Source organism: Cyclobacteriaceae bacterium (genome assembly GCA_025808415.1).
Classification (GTDB): Bacteria; Bacteroidota; Bacteroidia; order Cytophagales; family Cyclobacteriaceae; genus UBA2336.
Window position 1 is genome coordinate 3,995,913 of sequence record CP075525.1, and the last position, 23,102, is coordinate 4,019,014.

Sequence of the window (23,102 nt, forward strand, 5' to 3'; positions counted from 1 at the left end):
ACAGTTTTACCGGTATCCGTAATTCACAATTCGTACCTATCTTTACGCCCTTATTTTATTGAAAATCAACGACTACAGGCTGTTTTTGAGCGATGAACGAAAAGTATAAAGAACCCACCGGATTAAACTACGCCCAGCTGGCAACCGACATTCTCGATTTCTGGAAAAAGGAAAAGATTTTTGAAAAATCGGTTACAAACCGGGAAGGAGCGCCCACCTTTACCTTTTATGAAGGCCCGCCTTCGGCCAATGGAACCCCAGGCATTCACCATGTAATGGCCCGTACGGTAAAAGATATTTTCTGCCGGTTTAAAACCTTGCAAGGCTACCAGGTAAAACGCAAAGGCGGGTGGGATACCCACGGACTGCCTGTTGAGCTGCAGGTTGAAAAGCAACTTGGCATAACGAAGGATGATATCGGAAAAAGTATCTCTATTGAAGAATACAACAGGAAGTGCCGTGAAACGGTAATGATGTACAAAGACCAGTGGGACGACCTGACCATGAAAATGGGTTACTGGGTTGACCTGGAAGATCCGTACATCACCTACGATTCAAAATACATCGAAACGTTGTGGTGGATACTGAAACAATTCTATGATAAAGGATTGCTCTATAAAGGCTATACCATTCAACCCTACTCGCCCGCAGCCGGCACAGGTTTAAGTTCGCATGAATTGAACTTACCGGGCTGCTACAAAGATGTGAAGGATACTTCCATCGTGGCACAGTTCAAGGTAACCCGAAATGAAAAGTCTGATTTTTTGTTTAATGGTACTCAGGGTGAAGTTTACATTCTCGCCTGGACCACCACACCCTGGACCTTACCATCCAACACCGCGCTGGCGGTAGGCGAAAAAATTACGTACGTTCAAATCAACACCTTCAACCCTTACACCTTTAAACCGGTAAGCGTTGTGCTGGCAAAGGACCTTGTTGGAAAATATTTTTCTGAAAAAAATAAAGACCTTAAGCTGGCCGATTACAAGCCTGGCGATAAAGCCATTCCGTTTGAAGTTGTTCAGGAATTTACAGGTAAAAAACTTGTGGGTATTCGCTATGAACAACTCATGCCCTACATCCAACCGCTGTATGATGTTGATAAAGCATTCCAGGTAGTGGCTGGCGATTTTGTAACTACCGAAGACGGTACCGGTGTGGTACATACTTCACCTACTTTTGGTGCCGATGACTTTCGTGTTGCGAAACAACATGGCATCCCACCATTAACCATTAAGGATGAAGCCGACAATGAATTGCCTACGGTTGATCGCAAAGGAAAATTTGTCAAAGAAATTGGAACTAAGTTAAAGGATGGCGTTGAACAGTATAAAATCAAAACGCACAAGTCTTTAACAGAAAATGACTTCTTCGTAAAAAACTATACTGACGAAGATGAGACACACGCTGATTATAAATCTACCGATGTCATCATTTCCATCATTTTAAAAGAAGAAAACAAGGCGTTTAAAGTAGAGAAGTACGAACACACGTACCCACATTGCTGGCGCACCGATAAACCCATTCTGTATTACCCGCTCGACTCGTGGTTCATTAAAACCACCGCGTTGAAAGACCGCATGGTTGAACTCAACAAAACCATCAACTGGAAACCGGAATCAACCGGTACCGGTCGGTTTGGCAATTGGCTGGAAAACCTGGTGGACTGGAACTTATCGCGTTCGCGTTACTGGGGAACACCCCTGCCGATTTGGCGTACAAAAGATGGTAAAGAAGAAATCTGTATCGGCTCAATTGAGCACCTCAATCATGAAGTTGCTAAAGCAGAGAAAGCAGGCATCCAAAATTCAAAATTCAAAATTCAAAGCTTTGACCTACACCGTCCCTATGTCGATGAAATTACTTTAGTCAGTGATACCGGCCAGCCCATGTACCGCGAACCGGATTTAATTGATGTGTGGTTCGATAGCGGTGCCATGCCCTATGCACAGTGGCACTATCCTTTTGAAAACAAAGAAATTTTTGAGCAAAGCTATCCGGCCGATTTTATTGCCGAAGGCGTTGATCAAACCCGTGGCTGGTTCTTTACCCTGCATGCCATTGCGGTGATGTTATTCGACAGGGTTGCGTTTAAAAATGTAATCTCGAATGGTTTGGTGCTGGATAAATCCGGCAACAAAATGTCGAAGAGCAAGGGCAATGTAGTGAACCCGTTTGAAACGCTTTCAAAATACGGACCCGATGTAGTGCGGTGGTACATGATTGAAAATGCCCCGCCCTGGGACAACCTCAAATTTGATTTTGATGGTATTATCGAAACACAACGCAGGTTTTTTGGAACGTTGATAAATACTTACTCATTCTTTGCCTTGTATGCCAATATTGATGGATTTGTAAAGGATGAATTGAACAATGTACCGTTCGAAAGACTAGCACCACTCGATCAATGGATTTTAACCAAAGAACAAAACCTGATTGAAGAAGTAACTGAGGCTTATAACGATTACGAACCTACCAAGGCCGCACGTGCCATTCAGGATTTTGTGAACGATCATTTATCCAACTGGTATGTGCGCCTGAACAGGAAACGTTTCTGGCAACCCTCCGCCACCGAAACGGCTACCAAAGCAGAGGCAAATGCTCACCTATCGGAAGATAAGCGGGCAGCTTACGAAACTTTGTACGAGTGCCTGATGGTTACGGCTCAACTCATGTCGCCCATTGCACCCTTTTTTAGTGAGTGGCTATACAAAAGTTTAACGGATAACATTCGTCAACGGGCAATAGCGTTTAACACTCCACTCAAGGCCGAATCAATACACCACACCACATTGGTAAAGCCTGCGCCAAGCCGGAGGAATGATGAACTTGAGAAGTCGATGGATTATGCCCAACAAATTTGTTCGTTGGTACACTCCATCCGCAAAAACAGCAAGATAAAAGTACGTACCCCATTGCAAAAAGTGTTGCTACCGGTGCTCGATGAAAAATTTGCACAACGTGTAAAAACGGTAGAAGCCATCATCAAATCAGAGGTAAACGTAAAGGAGATTCAATACATCGATGATACATCGGGGCTTTTGGTGAAGAAGGTAAAACCAAATTTTGCCAAACTGGGCAAACAATACGGCCCCAAAATGAAAGAGGTTTCTGCCGTAATAAATTCATTCACCAAAGAAGAGATTAACACCATTGAGAAAACAGGCTTGTTGAATAAAGGTGGTTTTGATTTGGTGCTTGACGATGTGCTGATCAGTTCGGAAGATATTCCGGGCTGGTCGGTGGCCAGCGCGGGGGGCATTACGGTTGCCCTGGATGTAACGTTAACCGATGAGCTGAAGCGCGAAGGCATAGCCCGCGATTTTGTAAATCGCATCCAAAACCTGCGCAAAGATATGGGCCTTGAGGTGTTGGATAAAATCTCCATAGAGGTGGAGCGTAACGGTGAGGTGATGACATCCGCCATTTCGGAATTTAAGCAATATATTAGCACCGAAACACAGGCGGTAAGTCTTGAAATAAAGGACAACGTGGCTAACGCAGCGGAAGTCGATATGGATGAAAGTATACTGAAGGTGTTGATACGGGTAATAAAATAAAATTGAGTAAATGGATTCCTTGCGCTACTTCCTTCTTGCCTTCATGATTGTGGTTATTGATCAAACCTCAAAAATGCTTGTGTTCAATAACATGCACCTCCACGAAGAGATTAATGTTATCGGTGAATGGTTCCGGATTCACTACCTGCTTAACCCCGGTATGGCCTTTGGTATTAAATGGGAAAATGAATTTGGCAAGTTGGCCTTAACCATCTTTCGCATCGGGGCCATGTTCGGTATTTCATGGTACTTATGGAAGATGGCCGAACGCAACATGCACAGCGGATTTCTATGGTGCATGGGATTAATATTAGGGGGCGCAGTAGGCAACGTTATTGACAGCACCTTTTACGGTGTACTGCTGAACAATGCCCCTGCCGATGCACCCACGCCCTGGTTTCACGGCCAGGTAATTGACATGCTCTACTTCCCGATTTTTGATTTTGTGTGGCCGGAGTGGGTTCCCTTTGTAGGCGGTCGCTATTTCGAGTTTTTCAGTCCCGTGTTTAACATAGCCGACTCCTCTATCTTTTTAGGTGTGGTTACGATACTGATTATGCAGAAGCGATTTTTTAAAGAAAAACATCACGAGCAACCCATTGAGAATATTACAATTGACCAGCCTGTAGAGAAAGCCTCAGAAGAAAGTTCTTCTATTTGATCAACTGATTATATTTACATCCTTGTTTATTTCCAATCTGCTTGCAGGAGCCCGAAGAATTTCGGGCTTCTTTATTCATAACGCAGCGACTTGGCCGGGTTGATGCGTGCAGTGCGCAAGGCCTGAAACACCACACACAACAAGGCCACTACCAGCGCAACAGCACCGGCACCAACAAACACCCAAATACTTAACGAAATACGAAAGGCAAAACCCTGTAACCACTGCGAGGTGAAATACCAGGCCGGAAAGATGGAGAGCACCAACGCTATTACAACAAGCTTGGTGAATTCTTTCGACAGCAGGTTTACCAGGCTTATTTCCGATGCACCCAATACTTTGCGAATACCCAATTCCTTGGTACGCTTTTCTGCGGTGAAAGCCGCTAACCCAATCAAGCCCAAAGAGGCAATGAAAATAGCCAGCACGGTAAATGTGGTAAACAAATTACCCAGCCGCTGTTCGCTTCGAAATAAGGCATCAAAATCCTGATCGAGAAAGGAATATTCAAATGGTTCATTACCGGCATACTGTCTCCATAAATTTTCGATAGTTGAAACGGTTTCGCGTGGGTTGTTCACAAACCGAATGGTAAGAAAACTGGCCGCATCGGTATTTAAAAACATGGCGGTTGGTCGAACATTGTTTCGCAACGATTCAAAATGAAAGTCGTTTACCACACCAACAATCTTATAAGGAATCCTGCCACCGCCATTAAATCCAAACAGCTCTTTACCAACAGCTTCCTTCCAGCTCAATTCGTTCATCAATGCTTCATTAATAACAATGGCCGTGCTGTCAGCAGGAAAATCGCGTGAGAAAAAACGACCCTCCTTCAACGTATAACCCATGGTTTCCAGTTGATCATAATCAGCAAAATAACGCACCACCAGGTGATCCTCTTCTGATCCTTCAATGCGGAATGGGCTTGCACCTTCAGTATTCAAAGCCGGAACCGAGTTGGTATAACTGGCCGCAACAACACCACTCTGGGCAAGTATAGCTTGTTTAAGTGGCTCCGCAACTGAACGTAGGTTTTGTGTATTGGTTAATACCAAAACATTATCGCGGTTAAGGCCCAGGTTCTTGTTTTGAACATATTGCATTTGTTGAAAGATCACGGCCGTGGCAATGATCAGAAAAATAGAAACAGCGAACTGAAATACCACTAATCCGCTTCGCACAGCACCGCCCTTCATTCCTTCACGCACCTTACCTTTCAACACTTCGGTAACCTTAAACGAGGTAAGATAAAATGCCGGGTAACTACCTGCCATCAGGCCCACCAATACAACAATACCCAGTAGCAGGATCAACAAATTGCTGCTCAGTAAACTTTCAAAGACCAATTCTTTTCCAGCCAATGTATTAAAGAAGGGAAGCATGGTATAAACAATCCCTAGAGCCAACACAGCGGCTAAACAGCTAAACACAAAGGACTCGGCAAGAAATTGTGCAACCAGGTGCCGGCTAAGCGAACCTAATGTTTTGCGCAAGCCGACTTCCTTAGCACGGCCTGCCGAACGTGCCGTGGCCAGGTTCATAAAGTTTATACAGGCAATAATGAGAATGAAAACTGCAATAACAGAAAAAAGATACACGTATTGAATGTCGCCTTGTGGTTCTATTTCGGCCTGGTAGTTTGAATGAAGGTGGATATCCGTTAAAGGAATGAGTGTGTACCCAAATCGGCTACCTTGCTGTTTAAACTGGTCGAGCGACATGCCCATAAAACGCTCTACTTCCGGGCCGATATATTTTATGGTCAGATCATCAATCTTCGATTTTACAGTTTGCTGTGATGAACCCTTGTGAATTTTAAGATAAGTAGCGAGGTAGTTGTTCATCCAAATCGGATCACGAAATGCCGTGGAAGATTCACCGGTAAGGATTACATCAAATTTAAAATGAACATTGCCGGGAAGATCTTTCGCTACACCGGTTACTACATAGGTTGTGGTATCATTACCCACTGCCAGCAATTTGCCCAAAGCATTCTCTGAACCAAAAAACTTTCGGGCAGTGCTCTCTGTAAGGACAACGGTGTTGCGTTCTTTCAACGCATTTTTTGGGTTGCCTTCTACTAATGGAAAATTGAAAAATGTAAAAAAGTTTGTATCCGCAGCAAAAACACGATCCTGAGTAAAAGCTTTTTCACCGTATTTAATCACTACCCTTCCATTGGATGCCACCCGCACGGCACTCTCTACTTCGGGTACTTCCTGAATAAGTGCAGCAGCCATAGGCGGGCATGAAACGGCAACGGCAATTTCCTGGGCTGCTAATTTGGCATCCAAGTTTACCCTGTAAATACGGTCAGCATCCGGGTGCAACCGGTCGTAGCTTATTTCATCTTTTACGTAAAGGGTAATAAAAAGACAGGAAGCTATACCCACCGTAAGCCCTATCACATTTAAAAACGCATAAAATTTCTGCCTGTTAATGTTGCGGAACGCAACCAGAAGGTAATTTTTTAGCATAAGGATGAGGTTTTATCCTAAGGTTATAGCCTCTTGAAACGAGGCAACCCCGTTAAGGTTTCACCCCCCAGCTAATTGCGATGTGTTACTCCTGGCCTTTTGCCTTCATCAATTTAAATTCCCTGAACCTGCGCACCATGGCTATGCCAAAGCCGGCCATGAGTACCAGGGTTCCCATCCATAAAACGTTAACGAAGGGCTTTTCGAGGGCTTTGATTACCACCCAATCCTTTTGACGTGTGTACACATTAAGCGTGAGTTCATCGGTTTGCGGATGAACATTCATCAACGAAATTTTCAGTCCGAGTTCAGGAATAACCCCCGGCACAATTCCTCCACGCGATTGCGTTCCGATAATTAATATAGGTTCTGCAGTATAATCCTGTTTCTCGCCACGCACCAACACATTTGCCTTAATAGCCACGAAGGATGAATCAATTTTTTGTCCGCCAATTTCATACACCCGGTTAAGGCTCTCCACCGAAGCCACGTAATCATTGGCAAAAAACTGAGCCGTGCGCTTCAATGTCATTTCTTCGGGCTCACTCCAATCTTCCTTGGCTTCTTCCGTCATGGGCGCTGAAATGTGGGTATACAGATCCAGTGTTGCTTTTCGGTTTATATCCGGGGAGGCCATATTGCCAAAGCGGGGATTAACCTGTAGCCGTGGGTACTGAACAAAAACAACCTTACCATCTTTTCTGAATTCAATCTCGTAAAAGGTGTTCTCCGGATTTATTTCAAAACGCTCACCGGCCTTATACAACTGCCGGTTTTTAAATGTGATGTCCCGTTTCGCAACAACCGTATACGGATCATCCGTGTAATCAACATCTGATTTTTTTATAAACCCATGTTTATAGCGTGGCTCAATACGTTCGCCAATATATTCAATCTGATAACCGGCCATGTCGCGTGGCTCATGAACAAAGAGTAAAAGATTTTCACGGTTAAACTCTTCGCTTAACTGGCGTGAGATCAACATACCGGTATTGTTCAGCGAAACCACTTTGGAATACCCGGATGAAAACAAAATACCAACCAGCATAAGGCCCACACCAATGTGCGCAACCGCACCACCGGAAAGTGCTGGACTTGATTTTAATATCGAATAAAGAATTTTGCCATTGGAAATAACGGTAAACAACCCAGCAAAAAGCAAAAGCACATAGCTGAAGTTAAAGCGTCCTATATTTATGATTATCACGGTGAGCAACATGGCCGAAACAAAAGGGAAAAACAGTTGCTTTTTAAGCTCACCTTTATCGATTTTTTTCCACCAAAAGAATTGTCCGATTGCAGAGAGTATACCAATCGCAATAGCAAACCATATCTGAAACTTCGAAAAGTATTCTACCTGATCGCCCGGAAGGGCAATATTAGAGATGCCACCAAACGATTCAACCAGTTGATTCCAGGCAGGAAATGATGTGGGCACCAGCACCTGAAAGCCCATTAAACACAAAACAGTTGCCCCAATAAAAATCCAGAACTCGCGTGAATAGGTTGAGATTTCAGTTTTAGATGATGGAATTTCTTTCCAGCGGATAATAGCCAGGGCTAATGCCGCTATCATAAAGAACAACAAGTACAACAGCAACTGACCCGAAAGTCCCAAGTCAGTAAAAGAGTGCACTGACGCATCGCCCAATACTCCACTGCGGGTTAAAAAGGTTGAATAAAGGATAAGAATGAAAACAGCTATAACCAGAATAATGGAAGCCTTCAATGCGGTTTCACTATTCTTATAGGTGATCATGGTGTGAATAGAAGCAATGAGAACAAGCCATGGAACATAAACAGCATTTTCTACCGGATCCCAATTCCAGTAACCTCCAAAATTCAATGTTTCGTACGCCCAATAACCACCCATTAAAATTCCAAGACCGAGTATAGCACCGGCAAACAACGACCACGGTAAAGCCGGACGTACCCATTCACGGTAACGCTTCAACCACAAGCCCGCGATACAAAATGAAAACGGAACAAGCGTGGCCGCAAAGCCAAGGAACAATGTAGGCGGATGAATAACCATCCAATAGTTTTGCAGCAGTGGATTTAACCCTGCACCATCTTGCGGAATGAAATCAGGTTGAACCGTGAAGATGGGATCAGGCATGGCATCGCGAAGCAGAATGAAAGGTGAACTACCGATTTTTAATTCAAGCCCGGGAAGTACTACACCCAAAATCATTGACGTAAGAAATGCCTGCACAACGGAGAATACCGTCATGACTGGCCCTTCCCAAAATTTATTCGTGAGAATGATTACAATACCCAGTACCGCATGCCAGAACATCCATAACAGAAAGCTTCCTTCCTGTCCGTTCCAAAATGTAGAGACCAGGTAGTGTGCCGGGAGCTTTTTATCAGAATGACTGTAGGCGTAATGATATTCAAAGTAGTGATTCTTAATGATGATGAATAACGTAACTACAATACCCAACACAGCCAATGCGTGCACATAAAAACTTATCCTGCCGTTGAGCAGCCAACCATGCTTCTTATCAATATCCTGTGTTATTGTTGCTTTAAAGTAGGAGAAGAAAGCCACCAGGGCCGCAACAAAAGAGGTGATAACAAAAAAATGTCCGAGGTTGCCAATGAAGTAGTGAATCATTCAGAATTTATGATTTATGATTTACGATTTACGATTCCGGGTAATGTGATAGAAAAATCGAAAACGATAAACCAGAGATTTCGATAATTTTAAACACCCGCGTTAAGGGTTTGTTCCTGGTATTTCGAAGGGCACTTTAACAGGATTTTTTCTGCATGGAAATCTTCTCCTTTGTATCCACCAATCACAACAACTTTTTCAGATCGTATAAAATCCTGCGGCATCGGCTGGTTGTAATATACTTTTTGTTCTTTGCCTCCCTCATCCACCATCACAAAAGAAAAAGAAACCTTATCGGCTCCGGCTTCAATACCAACCACTTTACCGGAAGCGTCCTTTTTTAAATCGCCCACCACATGAATACTTTTTGATTTTCCGGAAGAAGCCATTTGATACGCTTCTGTAAACGTAACATAGGTGCTGGCATCATTCGTTGACGACACGATTATAGCAACCGCAACCGCGATAATAACGATGATAAAGATGTGTGATTTTTTCATCCCAGATTATGCATTAAAATTTAATACCAACTAAATAAGGCTGACGAATGCTGATGGTGCCATCAGTATTGTCAGGGTTAACCTTGACAATGAAAATCACCAATCAGGTTGATCAAAAAATTTAGTCTAAGTTGATGATTTTCATTCGTCAAACTATGCAATAGAAACCTAATGCATAGTTCCGGTTCATGTTTCTACCCTGCTTAAACCGGTTCAAAATTAACCCAAAAACAACGCAAAACCAGTGACATAAATCACCCTAAAATATGCCAAATTGACCTATTTTATCCGGTTTTCGAGGTTTTTTACTTTCCTGTCCAGCATAAATAAGTAAACTACCAGTCCGGCCAGCACAATCAGCACAATAGCCACAATCACATAAATTTTCCCTTCCGTGCGCATCGTATCGGCCATCTCCACTTCGGATTGGGCCAATCCAACGTTCGTAACGAGCAGCAGAACTAATCCTGTAATTCTAATGATGATATCTTTCATTCGTTGTCGATAATTTTTTCTTCCAATTTTTTGATCCGCACCCGAAGGGACACAATCCACAATCCAATTAAAAACCAGGCAATCACGGCAGGATAAAATACCAACCGCATACGGCTATCCAGATCATAGGCATTGAAGCCCGGATTGCCCCCACTACCCGGATGCATACTGCTGGTGAGGCGTGGAATGATAAAGATGAGGGGTATCATGGCTGCGAAGGCAAAAATGTTATACACACCACTTAACCTTGCACGCTGCTCTTCATTATCCAATGAACCCCGTAACACGAAATACGCCAGGTAAACCAATAGTGCTATGGCAGCACCGTTTTGTTTTGGGTCGCCATGCCAGGGCGAACCCCAGGTATAATTTGCCCACAACATACCGGTAATCATCCCTAAAACACCAAAGGCGGTACCGACATGGGCATACGCTACAGACTTAAGATCAAATTCGGGTGTCGGATTTTTTAAATACCTAACGGCATAGTAAACTGACATCAGGTACAGCAGCACCATGCCAAACCACATGGGCACATGAAAGTATAAAGCACGAACGGTCTCATTCAGGATATTCAACCGTGGCACGTCCATCAGCAAACCAGCCGTGTGAACATAAACCAGAAGGAGTATGGCAATTACTTTTAACCAGACTTTCATTCAAATATTACGTAAGCAATCACTCATTAGCCAATACGTTAAAAATGGGCTAATTGAAAATTAATTCTTAACTGCGCCAAATATACGGGAACAGGATATACCCCAATGCACCCCCAATGCAATTTATGGCCAGCAGGTTGAGCAGCTCATCCGTACTGGCCGAGCGGTCAATTCCATCCAATGCATTTTTTGTGGCCCGCACAGCCATGAGTAATATGGAAATTACCACCGGGAAACTGAGTACAGCCATAAGCACATTACTGTTATTGGCTTTTGATGCAATGCCGGATATTAAACTCAGTGACGTTGAAAACCCAATTGAGGCAAGTAACAAAACAGACAAAAAAATCAAACGGTCCTGAACAGGGTTAAAAATAAAAATCGAAAAGAGCACATAGCCCGCCATTGAAATTAACCAACACAATAAAGCGTTATAAATGATTTTTGAAACAATAATCTGCTGCGGACTGGCTACGGTATATAGGTATATGACCACGCCCTTCTTTTCACCAATAAAACTTTTGGCCACACTGTTTACGACCGAAAATAATATGGTAAGCCAAAACAAAGCCGACCAGGTATACGGGCCAATGATATTCTCCTTCAGGTTAAAAGTGAGGTAACAAATAAAAATGAGACTAAACAGGTATAAGCCCAAACCGGCAATAACCGACTTTCGCCTCAATTCCAGGATAAACTCTTTGCGCAGAAGCTGAATAATAATTCTTGTGTTCAAGGCGGATTAAGGAGGTTGCACAAGTTTATTGAAAATCAGCCCAAATTAACGGTCTCAGCCCATAAATTGTTAGTTTTGCACTCCTTTTTAGTACCGCTGAATGAACACCAAAAAAACAGTTTTAGTTACCGGGGCCGCAGGCTTTATCGGGTTTCACCTGAGCAAACGCCTGTGCGCAGAGGGCTATCAGGTTACCGGAACCGACAACCTGAACGATTACTACGATGTACGCCTCAAACACTCCCGGCTTGACATTCTTAAGAAAACACCAGGGTTCACTTTTATTGAAGCCGAACTTACCGATAAGAGCACCATCGATCAGATTTTTGCGTCAGGCAAATTTAATTATATGATTAACCTGGCGGCACAAGCGGGCGTTCGATATTCACTTACCAATCCTTATGCCTATTTGGAAAGCAACATGCACGGCTTCCTGAATATTCTGGAGGCTTGCCGGCACAATAAAGTTGAGCACCTGGTCTATGCATCGTCCAGCTCGGTGTACGGTGCCAATAAGAAAATGCCTTTCTCGGTACACCACAATGTAGATCATCCGCTATCGCTTTATGCCGCCTCCAAAAAGTCGAATGAGTTGATGGCACACACCTATTCATCGCTCTATAACCTGCCTACAACAGGATTGCGATTTTTTACGGTATACGGTCCTTACGGCCGTCCGGATATGGCCTTGTTTATTTTCACCAAAGCCATTGTTGAAGGGAAAACCATAGATGTTTACAATCATGGAAAAATGAAACGCGATTTCACCTTTATTGATGATATCGTTGAAGGCATAACACGTTTGGTGCCGATCGTGCCAAAACCCAATACACAATGGGATGGCAATCAACCTGATCCCGCCAGCAGCTTTGCACCCTACAAGATTTATAACATCGGGAATAACAAACCGGTAGAACTGCTTCGGTTTATTGAGGTAATCGAAGAGAAACTTGGAAAGAAAGCGGTTAAGAACTTTATGCCCCTTCAGGATGGCGATGTACCGGAAACCTATGCCGATGTGGATGACCTGATGCACGATGCTGGCTTTAAACCGGCAACCTCAATTGAAGAAGGCATTGGCAAATTCATCGATTGGTACGTTGAGTATTACAACATCAAGAAATAAATAATCATGGATAAAATTGGAATTATTGGATTGGGTTACGTTGGCCTTCCGCTGGCCGTAGAGTTTGGAAAAGTAATGGAGGTGGTTGGCTTTGATATCAATAAAGAGCGGATTGAGGAATTAAAAAAGGGGCATGACCGCACACGCGAAGTGGAAGATCATGAACTTAAGAGCGCAACAAAACTGACCTATTCACATGATTTGAATGACCTGAAAGCTGTCAACTACTTTATCGTAACCGTGCCCACGCCTGTAGATGAATATCGGAAGCCCGATCTTCGGCCGTTGCAAAGCGCAAGCAAAACGGTTGGTGCCGTTATTAAAAAAGGTGACATTGTGATTTATGAATCAACCGTTTACCCCGGTTGTACGGAAGAAGATTGTATCCCGATTGTTGAGCAGGTTAGCGGATTGAAATACAACGTTGACTTTTTTGGTGGCTACTCCCCCGAGCGGATTAATCCTGGCGACAAATTGCATCGGGTTACAACCATAAAAAAAGTTACCAGCGGAAGCACTCCTGAAATTGCTGAGAAGGTTGACCAGCTTTACCGTAAAATTATAACAGCAGGAACGCACAAAGCCTCCTCTATACGGGTTGCAGAGGCTGCCAAGGTTATTGAAAATGCACAGCGCGATATTAACATCGCATTCGTGAACGAACTGGCCTTGATCTTTGATAAGATGGGGATTGATACACATGAAGTGTTGGAAGCAGCAGGAACGAAATGGAATTTTCTACCCTTTAAGCCAGGTTTGGTAGGCGGGCACTGCATTGGTGTTGATCCGTATTACCTTACTTATAAAGCTGAAAGCCTGGGCTACCATCCGGAAGTAATTCTGGCCGGAAGAAGGATCAATGACAATATGGGCGCGCACATTGCCGGCAATGTGATAAAACTCATGGCTCAAAATCAATTACCCGTTTACGGCAGTGACATCCTTGTACTGGGTATAGCATTCAAAGAAAATTGCCCGGACATCCGAAACAGTAAAGTGGTAGATGTAATTCAGGAATTGAAAAGTTACGGAACTAACGTTGATATTTTTGATCCCTGGGCAGATGCCGAAGAAGTGCAGCATGAATATGGCCTGCAATTAGTGGATAAGCTCTCCAAAAAATACCATGCGATTGTACTGGCCGTTGGACATGAAGAATTTAATTTGTTGGATTGGAGTGTGGTGAAACAAAACAACACCGTTATTTATGATGTGAAGGGCTTTTTAAACCGCGGCTTGGCAACATCACGCTTATAAGCAATGAGTTCATCAACAAAAATATTGGTAACTGGTGGCGCAGGCTATATTGGCGCCCATACCGTTGTTGAGTTGATGGCGGCAGGCTACGATCCGGTTATCGTTGATAACCTTTCAGCCAGCGATAAAACACTTTTGGCAGGCATTCACCAGATAACGGGTAAGGTTCCCAACTTTCACCAGGGCGATTGCCGCGATAAAAATTTTTTGAACTTCGTATTTAAAACACAAGGTCCTTTTAGTTGTGTCATGCACTTCGCTGCTTTTAAGTCAGTAGGCGAATCGGTACAGAAACCATTGTTATACCATCAAAACAATGTGGGCTCCCTGCTCACCTTACTGGAGGTTATGGAAGAGCATGGCGTTAAAGATTTTATCTTTTCATCCTCTTGTACAGTTTACGGTCAGCCCGATAAAATTCCGGTAGATGAGCGCGCCCCTTTCAAGCGGGCCGAATCGCCTTACGGTGCTACCAAGCAACTTTGTGAGCGGATATTAGAAGATGTGCATACAACAGGTTTTCGTATTATATCGCTTCGTTACTTTAACCCCATTGGGGCCCACCCCAGCGCACTCATGGGTGAACTTCCTATTGGCGTGCCCAACAACCTGGTACCGTTTATTACACAAACAGCCGCGGGCTTACGGAAAAAACTTACTGTTTTCGGCAACGACTACAATACCCCCGATGGTTCATGCATCCGCGATTTTATCCATGTAGTTGACCTGGCCGATGTTCATGTAAAAGCATTGGCTTACCTGGCGAAAGATTCACGCAAAAATGTTTACGATGCTTTCAATGTTGGAACAGGTAAAGGTGCTTCCGTTCTTGAACTGGTGAATACCTTCATCCGCGCAACTGGCGCTCCCCTTCCATTTGTTATTGGCCCACGCAGGCCGGGCGATGTTGAGAAAGTATATGCCGACCCGACTAAAGTAAACAATACACTCAAGTGGTCAACCAAATACGCCATGGAAGATGCCCTTAAACATGCCTGGGCCTGGGAGCAAAAACTATTGAAAAGCCGCTAACTTTAAGTGTGCATATCCCTTTCATAAACCTACGCCTTCAGTACGAATCCATCCGAACGGAAATTGATGAGGCCATTCAATTGGCGTTTCGTGATGCTCAGTTTATTGGTGGGACTCCAGTAAAAAAATTCGAGGAGCAGTTCGCCAATTTGTTCGGTATGCCACACTGCATCAGTACAGGCAATGGCACCGACTCGCTGTTTATCATTTTAAAGGCACTTGGTATCAAAACCGGAGATGAAGTGATAACACCGGCATTTGGCTGCATGCCTTCAGCCGAAGTGATTTCCCTTGCCGGTGCTAACCCGGTGTTTTGCGATGTTGACCCCAACTTTTACACAGTAGACCCTGAACAACTCCAAAAAAAAATCACTGCTAAAACAAAAGCAGTCATAGCCGTTCATTTATACGGGCAGGCTGCACCACTAACTCAGATCAAAAAAATATGTGATGAGCGAGGAATTTTTCTGATCGAAGATTGTGCACAGGCGCACCTTACCCGCGATGAAAACGGCAGACTTGCCGGCACGGTTGGGATTGCCGCTGCTTTTAGTTTTTACCCAACCAAAAATTTGGGTGCCTATGGTGATGCCGGTTGTATTCTTACGCATAACGATGTTCTTGCTGAAAAAATGCGCAGGCTTCGAAACCACGGTGCTTTGGTGAAAGACGATCATGAACTGGAAGGGATGAATAGCCGTATGGATACGCTACAGGCAGCATTGTTATCCGTAAAATTAAAACACCTGGTTGCGTGGAGCGCCAGGCGAACAGCACAGGCCCAACAGTATGCTACACAACTTTCAAACTTACCACAGGTTCAACTTCCACAGGAACGATCCGGGTCAACGCACTCTTATCATATATTTTGCATAGTAACCGAACAACGCGATGAACTGAAAAACTACCTGGCCGAACATGGTGTGGAAACACTTATCCATTACCCTGCAGGTTTACCTTTTACACCAGCCTATCGTCACTTGCTTCATACCGAAAAAGAATTTCCGGTAACGCACCGGTTACAACACCAGGTGCTTTCACTGCCACTATACCCTGAGCTGAAGCCAGAACAGGTAACCTGTGTGGCGCAACTAATCCGCCAATATTTTTCATAGCCGAACCGTGCCCACGCCTTTTAATCCTTAATTTTACGGCCTACATCCAAACCTATGGCTATCCCTCTAGCGGCTGCGGTTACTTCTTTTGTGATCTGTTTTCTGATCATCCCGGTGATCATTAAATACTCATTAGAAAAAAACCTGGTGGATATTCCCGGCCGCAGAAAAATCCACAAAAAAGTTACGCCTTCCATGGGTGGTATCGCCATTTTTATCGGTTTTTTTATCGGGTCACTTATCTGGACAGACATCAGCCAATGGAAAGAAATACGCATGATCCTGATTGCGTTGTTCATGGTTTTCTTTGTTGGTGTGCGCGATGACCTCGTGCCCTTAAAACCCTATATGAAATTGATTGGGCAACTGGTAGCAGCAACCATTCTCATCCTGCTTTTTGATCTCCGCATCAAATCCATGTATGGTTTGTTCGGCCTATACGAAATACCCACAACATTGAGTTACATCCTCACCGTGTTTACCATTATTGTTATCACTAATTCTTTTAACCTGATTGATGGACTTGACGGACTGGCAGCAAGCCTTGCTATTATTTCCCTCCTTGCATTTGGTATTTGGTTCATCCTTGCCGATGACGGTGTATTTGCCGTGCTTTCGTTTGGTATGGTAGGTGCGCTCATTGCTTTTCTCATCTTCAATTGGGAACCTTCAAAAATTTTCATGGGCGACACCGGGGCATTGGTTGTAGGCATGATGCTCGCCATCACCGCTATTCATTTCATTAACCACAACTATAACCTCCCTGCCGAACATGCTTATCGCTTTAGCGGCTCAGTAGCCCCGGCAATATGTTTCATTATTGTACCCTTGGTAGATACCATGCGGATTTTCATTTTGCGCATCGCACGCAAGCAGTCCCCCTTTACACCCGATAAAAGTCACATCCATCACAGCATTATGCGGTTGGGTTTTTCGCACCGTAAAACAACCATTCTGCTAAGTTTTATCCAGTCCTTTTATATCGTTATGGCCATTTTTATGCACTCCGTAAACGATAACTACTTGCTGTTGACGGTAATGTTGCTTTCCGTGGCGTTAAGTGTGGCGCTGGACCAGCTTATCCTTACCCGGTTGAATAAAGATGAACAGTCGGTTTAACCGTAAAATCGTATTTTTGAAAGATCTTATAGTAACATGGAAGAACAGATAAAAGCATTAGCGATAGAAGTTGAATCATTCACCGCTACAGACAAACAGGGCGTTGAACAATACCGCCTGAAGTATGTCAGTAAGAAAGGCGTTATCAGTGAGCTCTTTGAAGAATTGAAAAAGATGCCACCGGAAGAAAAAAAGAAGGTGGGAAAAATCCTGAATGAACTGAAGCAAGGTGCTGAGCAAAAACTAAAGGTACTCACCGAAATGCTGGAGCATTCCGCTTCGTCATCGGTAGATATTGACCTGACGCTACCCACAATTCCGAACAAAATTGGCAATCAACATCCGCTTACCCTTACCCGAAACAGGATCATTGAAATTTTTGAACGACTTGGTTTTAACGTTGCCGATGGCCCCGAGATTGAAGATGATTGGCACAATTTCTCAGCCTTGAATTTTCCGGAAAACCACCCGGCACGCGAAATGCAAGACACCTTTTTTGTAGAAAAGAATCCTGACATACTATTGCGCACACACACTTCCAATGTGCAGATCAGGCTGATGACAAAACAAAAGCCTCCGCTGCGTGCCATTATGCCGGGCCGCGTGTACCGTAATGAAGCCATTTCGGCACGGGCTCATTGCTTTTTCCACCAGGTAGAGGGCCTTTATGTCGATCGCAATGTTGGCTTTGCGGATTTGAAGCAAACGCTGTATCACTTTGCCAAAGAGATGTACGGCAAGGATATTAAAATCAGGTTCCGTCCTTCATTCTTCCCGTTTACAGAGCCCAGCGCTGAAATTGATATCTCTTGTTTGATCTGTAAAGGTGATGGCTGCAATGTTTGTAAACACACCGGCTGGGTTGAAATTGCCGGATCGGGTATGGTGCATCCCAACGTGTTGAAAAATTGTGGTATTGATCCGGAAGAGTTTACAGGCTTTGCCTTTGGCATGGGGATAGAACGTGTTACGATGTTACGCTATCAAGTGAACGATTTGCGTTTGTATTCCGAAAATGATATTCGCTTCCTGAAACAATTTCATACGGTAATCTAAATCTGTAATTTTTGAATGATGAATTACGAATGTAGAATGTTGAAGCACATCTGTCTCGATACAGCTAATTAAGTACTTCCAAATGAGTCTTCAAGAAATAAAAACAATCGGTATTGCCGGTGCGGGCACCATGGGGCAAGGCATTGCTCAGGTATGTGCTGTTGCCGGCTTTGAAGTTTTGTTGTACGACATCCAACCCGATTTTATTTCGAAGGGCATTTCCCTGATTGAAAAATCACTAAGCACTGCGGTTGAAAAAGGAAAGATTCAGTTGACCGAAAAAGAACAAGCCTTGGCCAGAATTAAGGCTCAGCCCGATCTTCAGCAACTCAAAGCCGATTTAATTATTGAGGCGGCCATCGAAAACCTTGATGTGAAAAAGAAATTATTCGCCTCGCTCGAAGAAATTAACAATGAGCGTTGCATGCTTACCACCAATACCTCCTCCATTCCGGTAACGCAAATTGCTGCGACATTAAAACATCCCGAACGGTTTGCCGGATTACATTTCTTCAATCCGGCACCCATTATGAAGCTGGTGGAAATCATCAGTGGGGCAGGAACCAACTTGGCAACTGTTGAATTATTAAAACAATTCACAGAAAAACTTGGCAAAACCTCCGTGTTGGCAAAAGATTCGCCCGGGTTTATCGTTAACCGTGTGGCCAGGCATTATTATGTTGAGGCGCTGAAGTTATTGGAAGAAAATGTTTCCGATATAAATACGATAGATAGCCTCATGAAATCAGCCGGGTTTAAAATGGGCCCTTTTGAATTGATGGACCTCATTGGGGTGGATACTAATTTCTCGGTAACAACATCCATGTACCATGCGTTTCATGAAGAGGCCCGGTTCAGGCCAAACCGGATGCAACAACAAAAAGTAGATGCGGGGCACCATGGAAGAAAAAGCGGGAAAGGTTTCTATGACTATACCAAAAAATAGTTATACGTGTGGGCAAAAATCAATATGCACGCTTAAGCCTGTTAAAGGTTTGCGTGTTTCAAAAGCAGTAACCATAGTCCTCACAACCTTCTTTACCTTCTTTACCTCCTGTTCTCCCGATCTATTTGATGATCCTATACCCATTGTGTTTTTTCAACCTGTTGAAATCAACCTGGCTCTGCCGCAATACATCAACTTAAATACCGTAGGCTATGTGTATGTTAATGCTGGTGTACGCGGCATTATCCTGCATAAAAAAAATTTTAACACCTACCTGGCGTTTGAGCGTAACTGTTCTTACCAACCTAATCAGGCATGCGCTACAGTAGATGTGCATACATCAAATTTATTTTTACAAGATGTGTGTTGCGGCTCAACCTTCAATTGGGATGGAAACCCCACGGGTGGCATTGCCTGGCGACCTTTACGTCAATATCAAACCATTTTAAATGGAAACCTGTTGACGATTACGGATGAAATACTGAATTGATCAATCCAGTAACTTCTCGATCAATCCATCAATTGTTATCCCTTCCGCTTCGGCTTTGAAATTACGCACCATGCGGTGGCGCAATACCGGTTTGGCAATGGAACGTACGTCTTCTATATCGGGTGAGTATTTCCCGCTGAGCAAAGCATTGCACTTGGCACCAAGAATCAAAAACTGCGAAGCCCGCGGGCCAGCCCCCCACTCAAGGTATTCGTTGGCCATAGGCGAAGCGCCTGCAGTGTTCGGGCGCGTTTTATTGGCCAAACGCACCGTGTATTCAATCACATTATCCGGCACGGGCACCCTGCGCACTAAGTGTTGGTACTCCTGTATATCTTCTGCTGAAAGTGTTTTGCTGACGGTAATCGGTTCATCAGAAGTTGTGTTCTTCACCACCTGAACCTCATCGGTGAATGAGGGATACGTTAACTGAATATCGAACATAAACCGGTCTAGTTGAGCTTCGGGTAGCGGATAGGTTCCCTCCTGCTCAATCGGGTTTTGGGTAGCCAGTACAAAAAACGGCTTGGGCAATTCATAACGCACACCGGCTATAGTTACTGCGTATTCCTGCATCGACTCCAGTAAAGCCGCTTGTGTTTTAGGAGGTGTTCGGTTTATCTCATCGGCCAGCACAATGTTGGCGAACACAGGCCCTTTTACAAACTTGAAATTGCGCTCCTTGTCCATTGTTTCGGCACCGATAATATCCGATGGCATCAAATCGGGCGTAAACTGGATGCGTTTGAATTGCAGATCGAGGGCAGTGGCAATGGTTTGTACGAGCAATGTTTTGGCAAGGCCCGGAACACCGATCAGCAGCGAGTGGCCCTGACAAAAAATGCCGGTCAGTACAAAGCGTACCACTTCGTCTTGCCCGATAATAACTTTTGAAATCTCTTTGGTGAGGTTCTTATACGTTAGCGCCAACGAATCAGCAGCCTCCACATCCGATGCAAATCTTGTCATGAGTAACCCAATTTTAACAAACCTACTGTAAATGCTTTTATGATGGCCGGTTTTTTACATGAACGTCAATCATCCAAAATGCCGCAATAATCATAGGCTGGATCAATACTGATGAAAACATCTTTGCGCGCCTTATCAAACCACTTTTCAAGTGCACGATTTTGCTTTTGGTTAAGTGTTGCGTTTTGAATGCGCTGCCAGTCTTCCTTTAAGGATGCCTGGTGCGGGGGCACCCGCGATTTGTAATATAAAATACGAACGGCCTCTTTTCCGGTTTCTGTACGGTACACCAAGGGTGATGAAATGCCGCCAACTTTCATGGAATCAATGGCGAAGAAAACCACCGGATCAAGCTCATCAACGGCTATACGTGTGCCTCCGTCATCATCAATAAAAAAGCCACCACTTCCTTTTGTTTCCACATCATCAGAATATTCTTTAGCCGCCTTTTGGAAGGTAAGTTCTCCGTTCACAATCAGCGTACGCAAACTGTCGAGGTATTTCCGGGCATTGTCAAGATCTTCCGGTGAGGGTGAGGGTGACATGAGTATGTGACGGGAATGGTATTCATTTCCCCTCCGCTCAAGTAACTGAAGGATGTGCAAGCCAAACATGGTTTCTACCGGCATGGAAATTTCGCCTGGCTTAAGTTTAAATGCCGCAGCCTCAAATTCGGGCACCATCATGCCCCGGCCTACAAAACCCATATCGCCACCATTAACCGTCACGGAAGGGTCGGCCGAGTATTTTTTGGCCAACGTGGCAAAATCTTCACCGCTTAAAATACGGTTACGGATATCCATTAGTTCGCGCTTTGTTATTTCCTTTTGGCTTTCGCTCACTTTTGCAATGCGAACGATTTGGGCAACTTCTGCTTCAGCAGAAAAAAACGGCAAGCTGTCTTTAGGGATTTTATTAAAGAAGCGTCTTACTTCATTGGGTGTTACGCTTATGTCTTTTGTGATGTGGCGTTGCATTTCGTTCACCACCATTTGCTCACGAATCTGGTCGCGCAACTCCAAGCGTATTTGTTCGAGCGTTTTACCAAATTTATTTTCCAGGTCAACCGGGGAGCCGCCATATTGCGCCAGTATCATCTCCATTCTTCGCGAAGTGTTGGCATCCACTTCCGAATCAGTTACCACCACCGAGTCGATTTCGGCTTTGGCCATCATTAGCTTGTTGCGCAGCAACATGGCCAAAAACTGGCACCGTGTTTCAGTCGATGGGTTTCCTCCATTTGAAACATACTCCTGGAAGGATTTATCCAGTTCGGACTTCAGCACAATGTAGTTGTCGACTTTGCCAATAATTTTGTCTACAACAAAACCCGTGGGTTCTTCCTGTGCATGAACTTGAGTGGCGGCCAGTAAGGCAACGCATGCAACTGCCAGGTAATAACTCTTCTTCACTACGGTCTTACTTAAAAATTTCATATTCTTTATCACTACCGGCCTTCTTGTAAATGTCGTCTTCCAGTTGCTTGGCCAGGGCAACTTTACGTTTGTTCAAAATAATGGTACGGATATCATCGCGTACAAATTCAAGTGGCGATATGTTGTCAGAAATTCGGTATTCCATTACACGAAGAAAATACAAATAAGTATCATCGGATGTTTCGTAATACGGATTGGCCTTTAAAAACTGGATTTTATTAGGAATTTCAGCCAACGGGGAATTTTTTACCAGTTCATCAAAAACCATCCAGGTGGAATCGACTAAATGATAGGCTGTGGAAAAACTAAGGCAATAGGTTTTCAACTCCTCCAGGTCCTTATCCTTTTTTGAAAAAACCATCTCTTTGATTTTGTTTGTACGCGGGGCCGATTTGGGCACTTTAATAAACGTTGCCCTTACGATGTTCTGCTTCAGGATAAAGTTGTCGAGGTTCTCTTTGTAATACTTTTCAATTTCGTTGGCCGCAATGGCTGTGTCCAGGTTTTGCTTGATGTAGAATGCCTGGTACTCATAAGCAATAAGGCTATAACGGTAATCCAATATCTTGCGCTCTACTTCCGCCTCGTTGATGTTGATTTTTCGTGCCGCTTCCTGCAGCAACAATTGCTTGCGTATCCAGCTGTTTACATAGGATTCAACCCGCACGATGCTATCCTCTTTGGTGGTACCGGGTAAAACAATGCCACCCAATTCGTCTTTATACAAAAAAGCACGGTTTACGCGAGCTACCGGTATGCGCTTGGTGTCAACCGTTGGGTTGTCTTGTTTCATTTGGATCAGTTCGCAGGCGGTTAACGTTAACAACACCACAAGTGCCATCCAG

19 protein-coding genes are annotated in these 23,102 nt (G+C 44.1%); 10 read left to right on the top strand and 9 right to left on the bottom strand.

Annotated features, from left to right (window positions below):
* Positions 1 to 92 precede the first annotated feature (92 nt).
* A complete protein-coding gene (gene ileS / locus KIT51_17730) occupies positions 93 to 3,560 on the top strand; it encodes an isoleucine--tRNA ligase (protein UYN86673.1) in 3,468 nt (1,155 codons plus the stop codon).
* A 10-nt stretch (positions 3,561 to 3,570) separates the two neighbouring features.
* The gene (locus KIT51_17735) at positions 3,571 to 4,221 is read left to right on the top strand and encodes a lipoprotein signal peptidase (protein UYN86674.1); all 651 of its coding nucleotides are present in this window, start codon (positions 3,571 to 3,573) and stop codon (positions 4,219 to 4,221) included.
* Positions 4,222 to 4,292: 71 nt separating this feature from the next.
* Here the strand turns inward: KIT51_17735 and KIT51_17740 are convergent, their stop codons facing one another.
* The 6 genes from KIT51_17740 to KIT51_17765 form a co-directional block, all read right to left on the bottom strand.
* Complete coding sequence (locus KIT51_17740) at positions 4,293 to 6,701, bottom strand: ABC transporter permease (GenBank protein UYN86675.1); 2,409 nt, start codon at positions 6,699 to 6,701, stop codon at positions 4,293 to 4,295.
* An 85-nt stretch (positions 6,702 to 6,786) separates the two neighbouring features.
* Positions 6,787 to 9,321, bottom strand: a complete 2,535-nt coding sequence (ccsA, locus tag KIT51_17745; protein UYN86676.1) for a cytochrome c biogenesis protein CcsA — start codon at positions 9,319 to 9,321, stop codon at positions 6,787 to 6,789.
* A gap of 89 nt (positions 9,322 to 9,410) precedes the next feature.
* Positions 9,411 to 9,821 carry a cytochrome c maturation protein CcmE gene (locus KIT51_17750; protein ID UYN86677.1) on the bottom strand — a complete coding sequence of 137 codons (411 nt, stop codon included), beginning with the start codon at positions 9,819 to 9,821 and terminating at the stop codon, positions 9,411 to 9,413.
* A gap of 279 nt (positions 9,822 to 10,100) precedes the next feature.
* Complete coding sequence (locus KIT51_17755; protein UYN86678.1) at positions 10,101 to 10,316, bottom strand: CcmD family protein; 216 nt, start codon at positions 10,314 to 10,316, stop codon at positions 10,101 to 10,103.
* The gene (gene ccsA / locus KIT51_17760) at positions 10,313 to 10,975 is read right to left on the bottom strand and encodes a cytochrome c biogenesis protein CcsA (protein UYN86679.1); all 663 of its coding nucleotides are present in this window, start codon (positions 10,973 to 10,975) and stop codon (positions 10,313 to 10,315) included. Before ccsA (KIT51_17760) ends, KIT51_17755 begins: the two co-directional genes overlap by 4 nt.
* Before the next feature lie 67 nt (positions 10,976 to 11,042).
* Positions 11,043 to 11,699, bottom strand: a complete 657-nt coding sequence (locus KIT51_17765) for a heme exporter protein CcmB (GenBank protein ID UYN88627.1) — start codon at positions 11,697 to 11,699, stop codon at positions 11,043 to 11,045.
* A 112-nt stretch (positions 11,700 to 11,811) separates the two neighbouring features.
* Here KIT51_17765 and KIT51_17770 point away from each other — a divergent pair, with 112 nt between their 5' ends.
* From KIT51_17770 to KIT51_17805, 8 genes are all read left to right on the top strand, one after another.
* Positions 11,812 to 12,837, top strand: coding sequence for an NAD-dependent epimerase (locus KIT51_17770; protein UYN86680.1), 1,026 nt, complete (start codon positions 11,812 to 11,814; stop codon positions 12,835 to 12,837).
* 6 nt (positions 12,838 to 12,843) lie between these two features.
* Positions 12,844 to 14,094 (top strand): nucleotide sugar dehydrogenase, encoded by a 1,251-nt coding sequence (locus KIT51_17775; GenBank protein ID UYN86681.1) that lies wholly within the window; start codon positions 12,844 to 12,846, stop codon positions 14,092 to 14,094.
* 3 nt (positions 14,095 to 14,097) lie between these two features.
* The gene (gene galE / locus KIT51_17780; GenBank protein UYN86682.1) at positions 14,098 to 15,126 is read left to right on the top strand and encodes a UDP-glucose 4-epimerase GalE; all 1,029 of its coding nucleotides are present in this window, start codon (positions 14,098 to 14,100) and stop codon (positions 15,124 to 15,126) included.
* A gap of 8 nt (positions 15,127 to 15,134) precedes the next feature.
* Complete coding sequence (locus KIT51_17785) at positions 15,135 to 16,241, top strand: DegT/DnrJ/EryC1/StrS family aminotransferase (GenBank protein UYN86683.1); 1,107 nt, start codon at positions 15,135 to 15,137, stop codon at positions 16,239 to 16,241.
* 54 nt (positions 16,242 to 16,295) lie between these two features.
* Positions 16,296 to 17,360: an undecaprenyl/decaprenyl-phosphate alpha-N-acetylglucosaminyl 1-phosphate transferase gene (locus tag KIT51_17790; protein ID UYN86684.1), complete on the top strand. Its 1,065-nt coding sequence runs from the start codon at positions 16,296 to 16,298 to the stop codon at positions 17,358 to 17,360.
* A gap of 36 nt (positions 17,361 to 17,396) precedes the next feature.
* On the top strand, positions 17,397 to 18,416 hold the full coding sequence (pheS, locus tag KIT51_17795) for a phenylalanine--tRNA ligase subunit alpha (protein UYN86685.1): 1,020 nt from the start codon (positions 17,397 to 17,399) through the stop codon (positions 18,414 to 18,416).
* 82 nt (positions 18,417 to 18,498) lie between these two features.
* Complete coding sequence (locus KIT51_17800; GenBank protein UYN86686.1) at positions 18,499 to 19,362, top strand: 3-hydroxybutyryl-CoA dehydrogenase; 864 nt, start codon at positions 18,499 to 18,501, stop codon at positions 19,360 to 19,362.
* A complete protein-coding gene (locus tag KIT51_17805; GenBank protein UYN86687.1) occupies positions 19,343 to 19,852 on the top strand; it encodes a hypothetical protein in 510 nt (169 codons plus the stop codon). Before KIT51_17800 ends, KIT51_17805 begins: the two co-directional genes overlap by 20 nt.
* On the opposite strand, the gene KIT51_17810 is transcribed toward KIT51_17805, so the two are convergent.
* The 3 genes from KIT51_17810 to KIT51_17820 form a co-directional block, all read right to left on the bottom strand.
* Positions 19,853 to 20,821, bottom strand: coding sequence for a MoxR family ATPase (locus KIT51_17810; protein ID UYN86688.1), 969 nt, complete (start codon positions 20,819 to 20,821; stop codon positions 19,853 to 19,855).
* Positions 20,822 to 20,886: 65 nt separating this feature from the next.
* Complete coding sequence (locus tag KIT51_17815; protein UYN86689.1) at positions 20,887 to 22,257, bottom strand: peptidylprolyl isomerase; 1,371 nt, start codon at positions 22,255 to 22,257, stop codon at positions 20,887 to 20,889.
* On the bottom strand, positions 22,241 to 23,098 hold the full coding sequence (locus KIT51_17820; GenBank protein ID UYN88628.1) for a peptidyl-prolyl cis-trans isomerase: 858 nt from the start codon (positions 23,096 to 23,098) through the stop codon (positions 22,241 to 22,243). Before KIT51_17820 ends, KIT51_17815 begins: the two co-directional genes overlap by 17 nt.
* Between the last annotated feature and the right edge of the window lie 4 nt (positions 23,099 to 23,102).

Excerpts from the sequence above, each read along its gene's own strand:
- ileS (UYN86673.1), top strand. The coding sequence starts at position 93 with ATGAACGAAAAGTATAAAGAACCCACCGGATTAAACTACGCCCAGCTG.
- KIT51_17735 (UYN86674.1), top strand. The coding sequence starts at position 3,571 with ATGGATTCCTTGCGCTACTTCCTTCTTGCCTTCATGATTGTGGTTATT.
- KIT51_17740 (UYN86675.1), bottom strand. The coding sequence starts at position 6,701 with ATGCTAAAAAATTACCTTCTGGTTGCGTTCCGCAACATTAACAGGCAG.
- ccsA (UYN86676.1), bottom strand. The coding sequence starts at position 9,321 with ATGATTCACTACTTCATTGGCAACCTCGGACATTTTTTTGTTATCACC.
- KIT51_17750 (UYN86677.1), bottom strand. The coding sequence starts at position 9,821 with ATGAAAAAATCACACATCTTTATCATCGTTATTATCGCGGTTGCGGTT.
- KIT51_17755 (UYN86678.1), bottom strand. The coding sequence starts at position 10,316 with ATGAAAGATATCATCATTAGAATTACAGGATTAGTTCTGCTGCTCGTT.
- ccsA (UYN86679.1), bottom strand. The coding sequence starts at position 10,975 with ATGAAAGTCTGGTTAAAAGTAATTGCCATACTCCTTCTGGTTTATGTT.
- KIT51_17770 (UYN86680.1), top strand. The coding sequence starts at position 11,812 with ATGAACACCAAAAAAACAGTTTTAGTTACCGGGGCCGCAGGCTTTATC.
- KIT51_17775 (UYN86681.1), top strand. The coding sequence starts at position 12,844 with ATGGATAAAATTGGAATTATTGGATTGGGTTACGTTGGCCTTCCGCTG.
- galE (UYN86682.1), top strand. The coding sequence starts at position 14,098 with ATGAGTTCATCAACAAAAATATTGGTAACTGGTGGCGCAGGCTATATT.
- KIT51_17790 (UYN86684.1), top strand. The coding sequence starts at position 16,296 with ATGGCTATCCCTCTAGCGGCTGCGGTTACTTCTTTTGTGATCTGTTTT.
- pheS (UYN86685.1), top strand. The coding sequence starts at position 17,397 with ATGGAAGAACAGATAAAAGCATTAGCGATAGAAGTTGAATCATTCACC.
- KIT51_17800 (UYN86686.1), top strand. The coding sequence starts at position 18,499 with ATGAGTCTTCAAGAAATAAAAACAATCGGTATTGCCGGTGCGGGCACC.
- KIT51_17805 (UYN86687.1), top strand. The coding sequence starts at position 19,343 with ATGACTATACCAAAAAATAGTTATACGTGTGGGCAAAAATCAATATGC.
- KIT51_17810 (UYN86688.1), bottom strand. The coding sequence starts at position 20,821 with ATGACAAGATTTGCATCGGATGTGGAGGCTGCTGATTCGTTGGCGCTA.
- KIT51_17815 (UYN86689.1), bottom strand. The coding sequence starts at position 22,257 with ATGAAATTTTTAAGTAAGACCGTAGTGAAGAAGAGTTATTACCTGGCA.
- KIT51_17820 (UYN88628.1), bottom strand. The coding sequence starts at position 23,098 with ATGGCACTTGTGGTGTTGTTAACGTTAACCGCCTGCGAACTGATCCAA.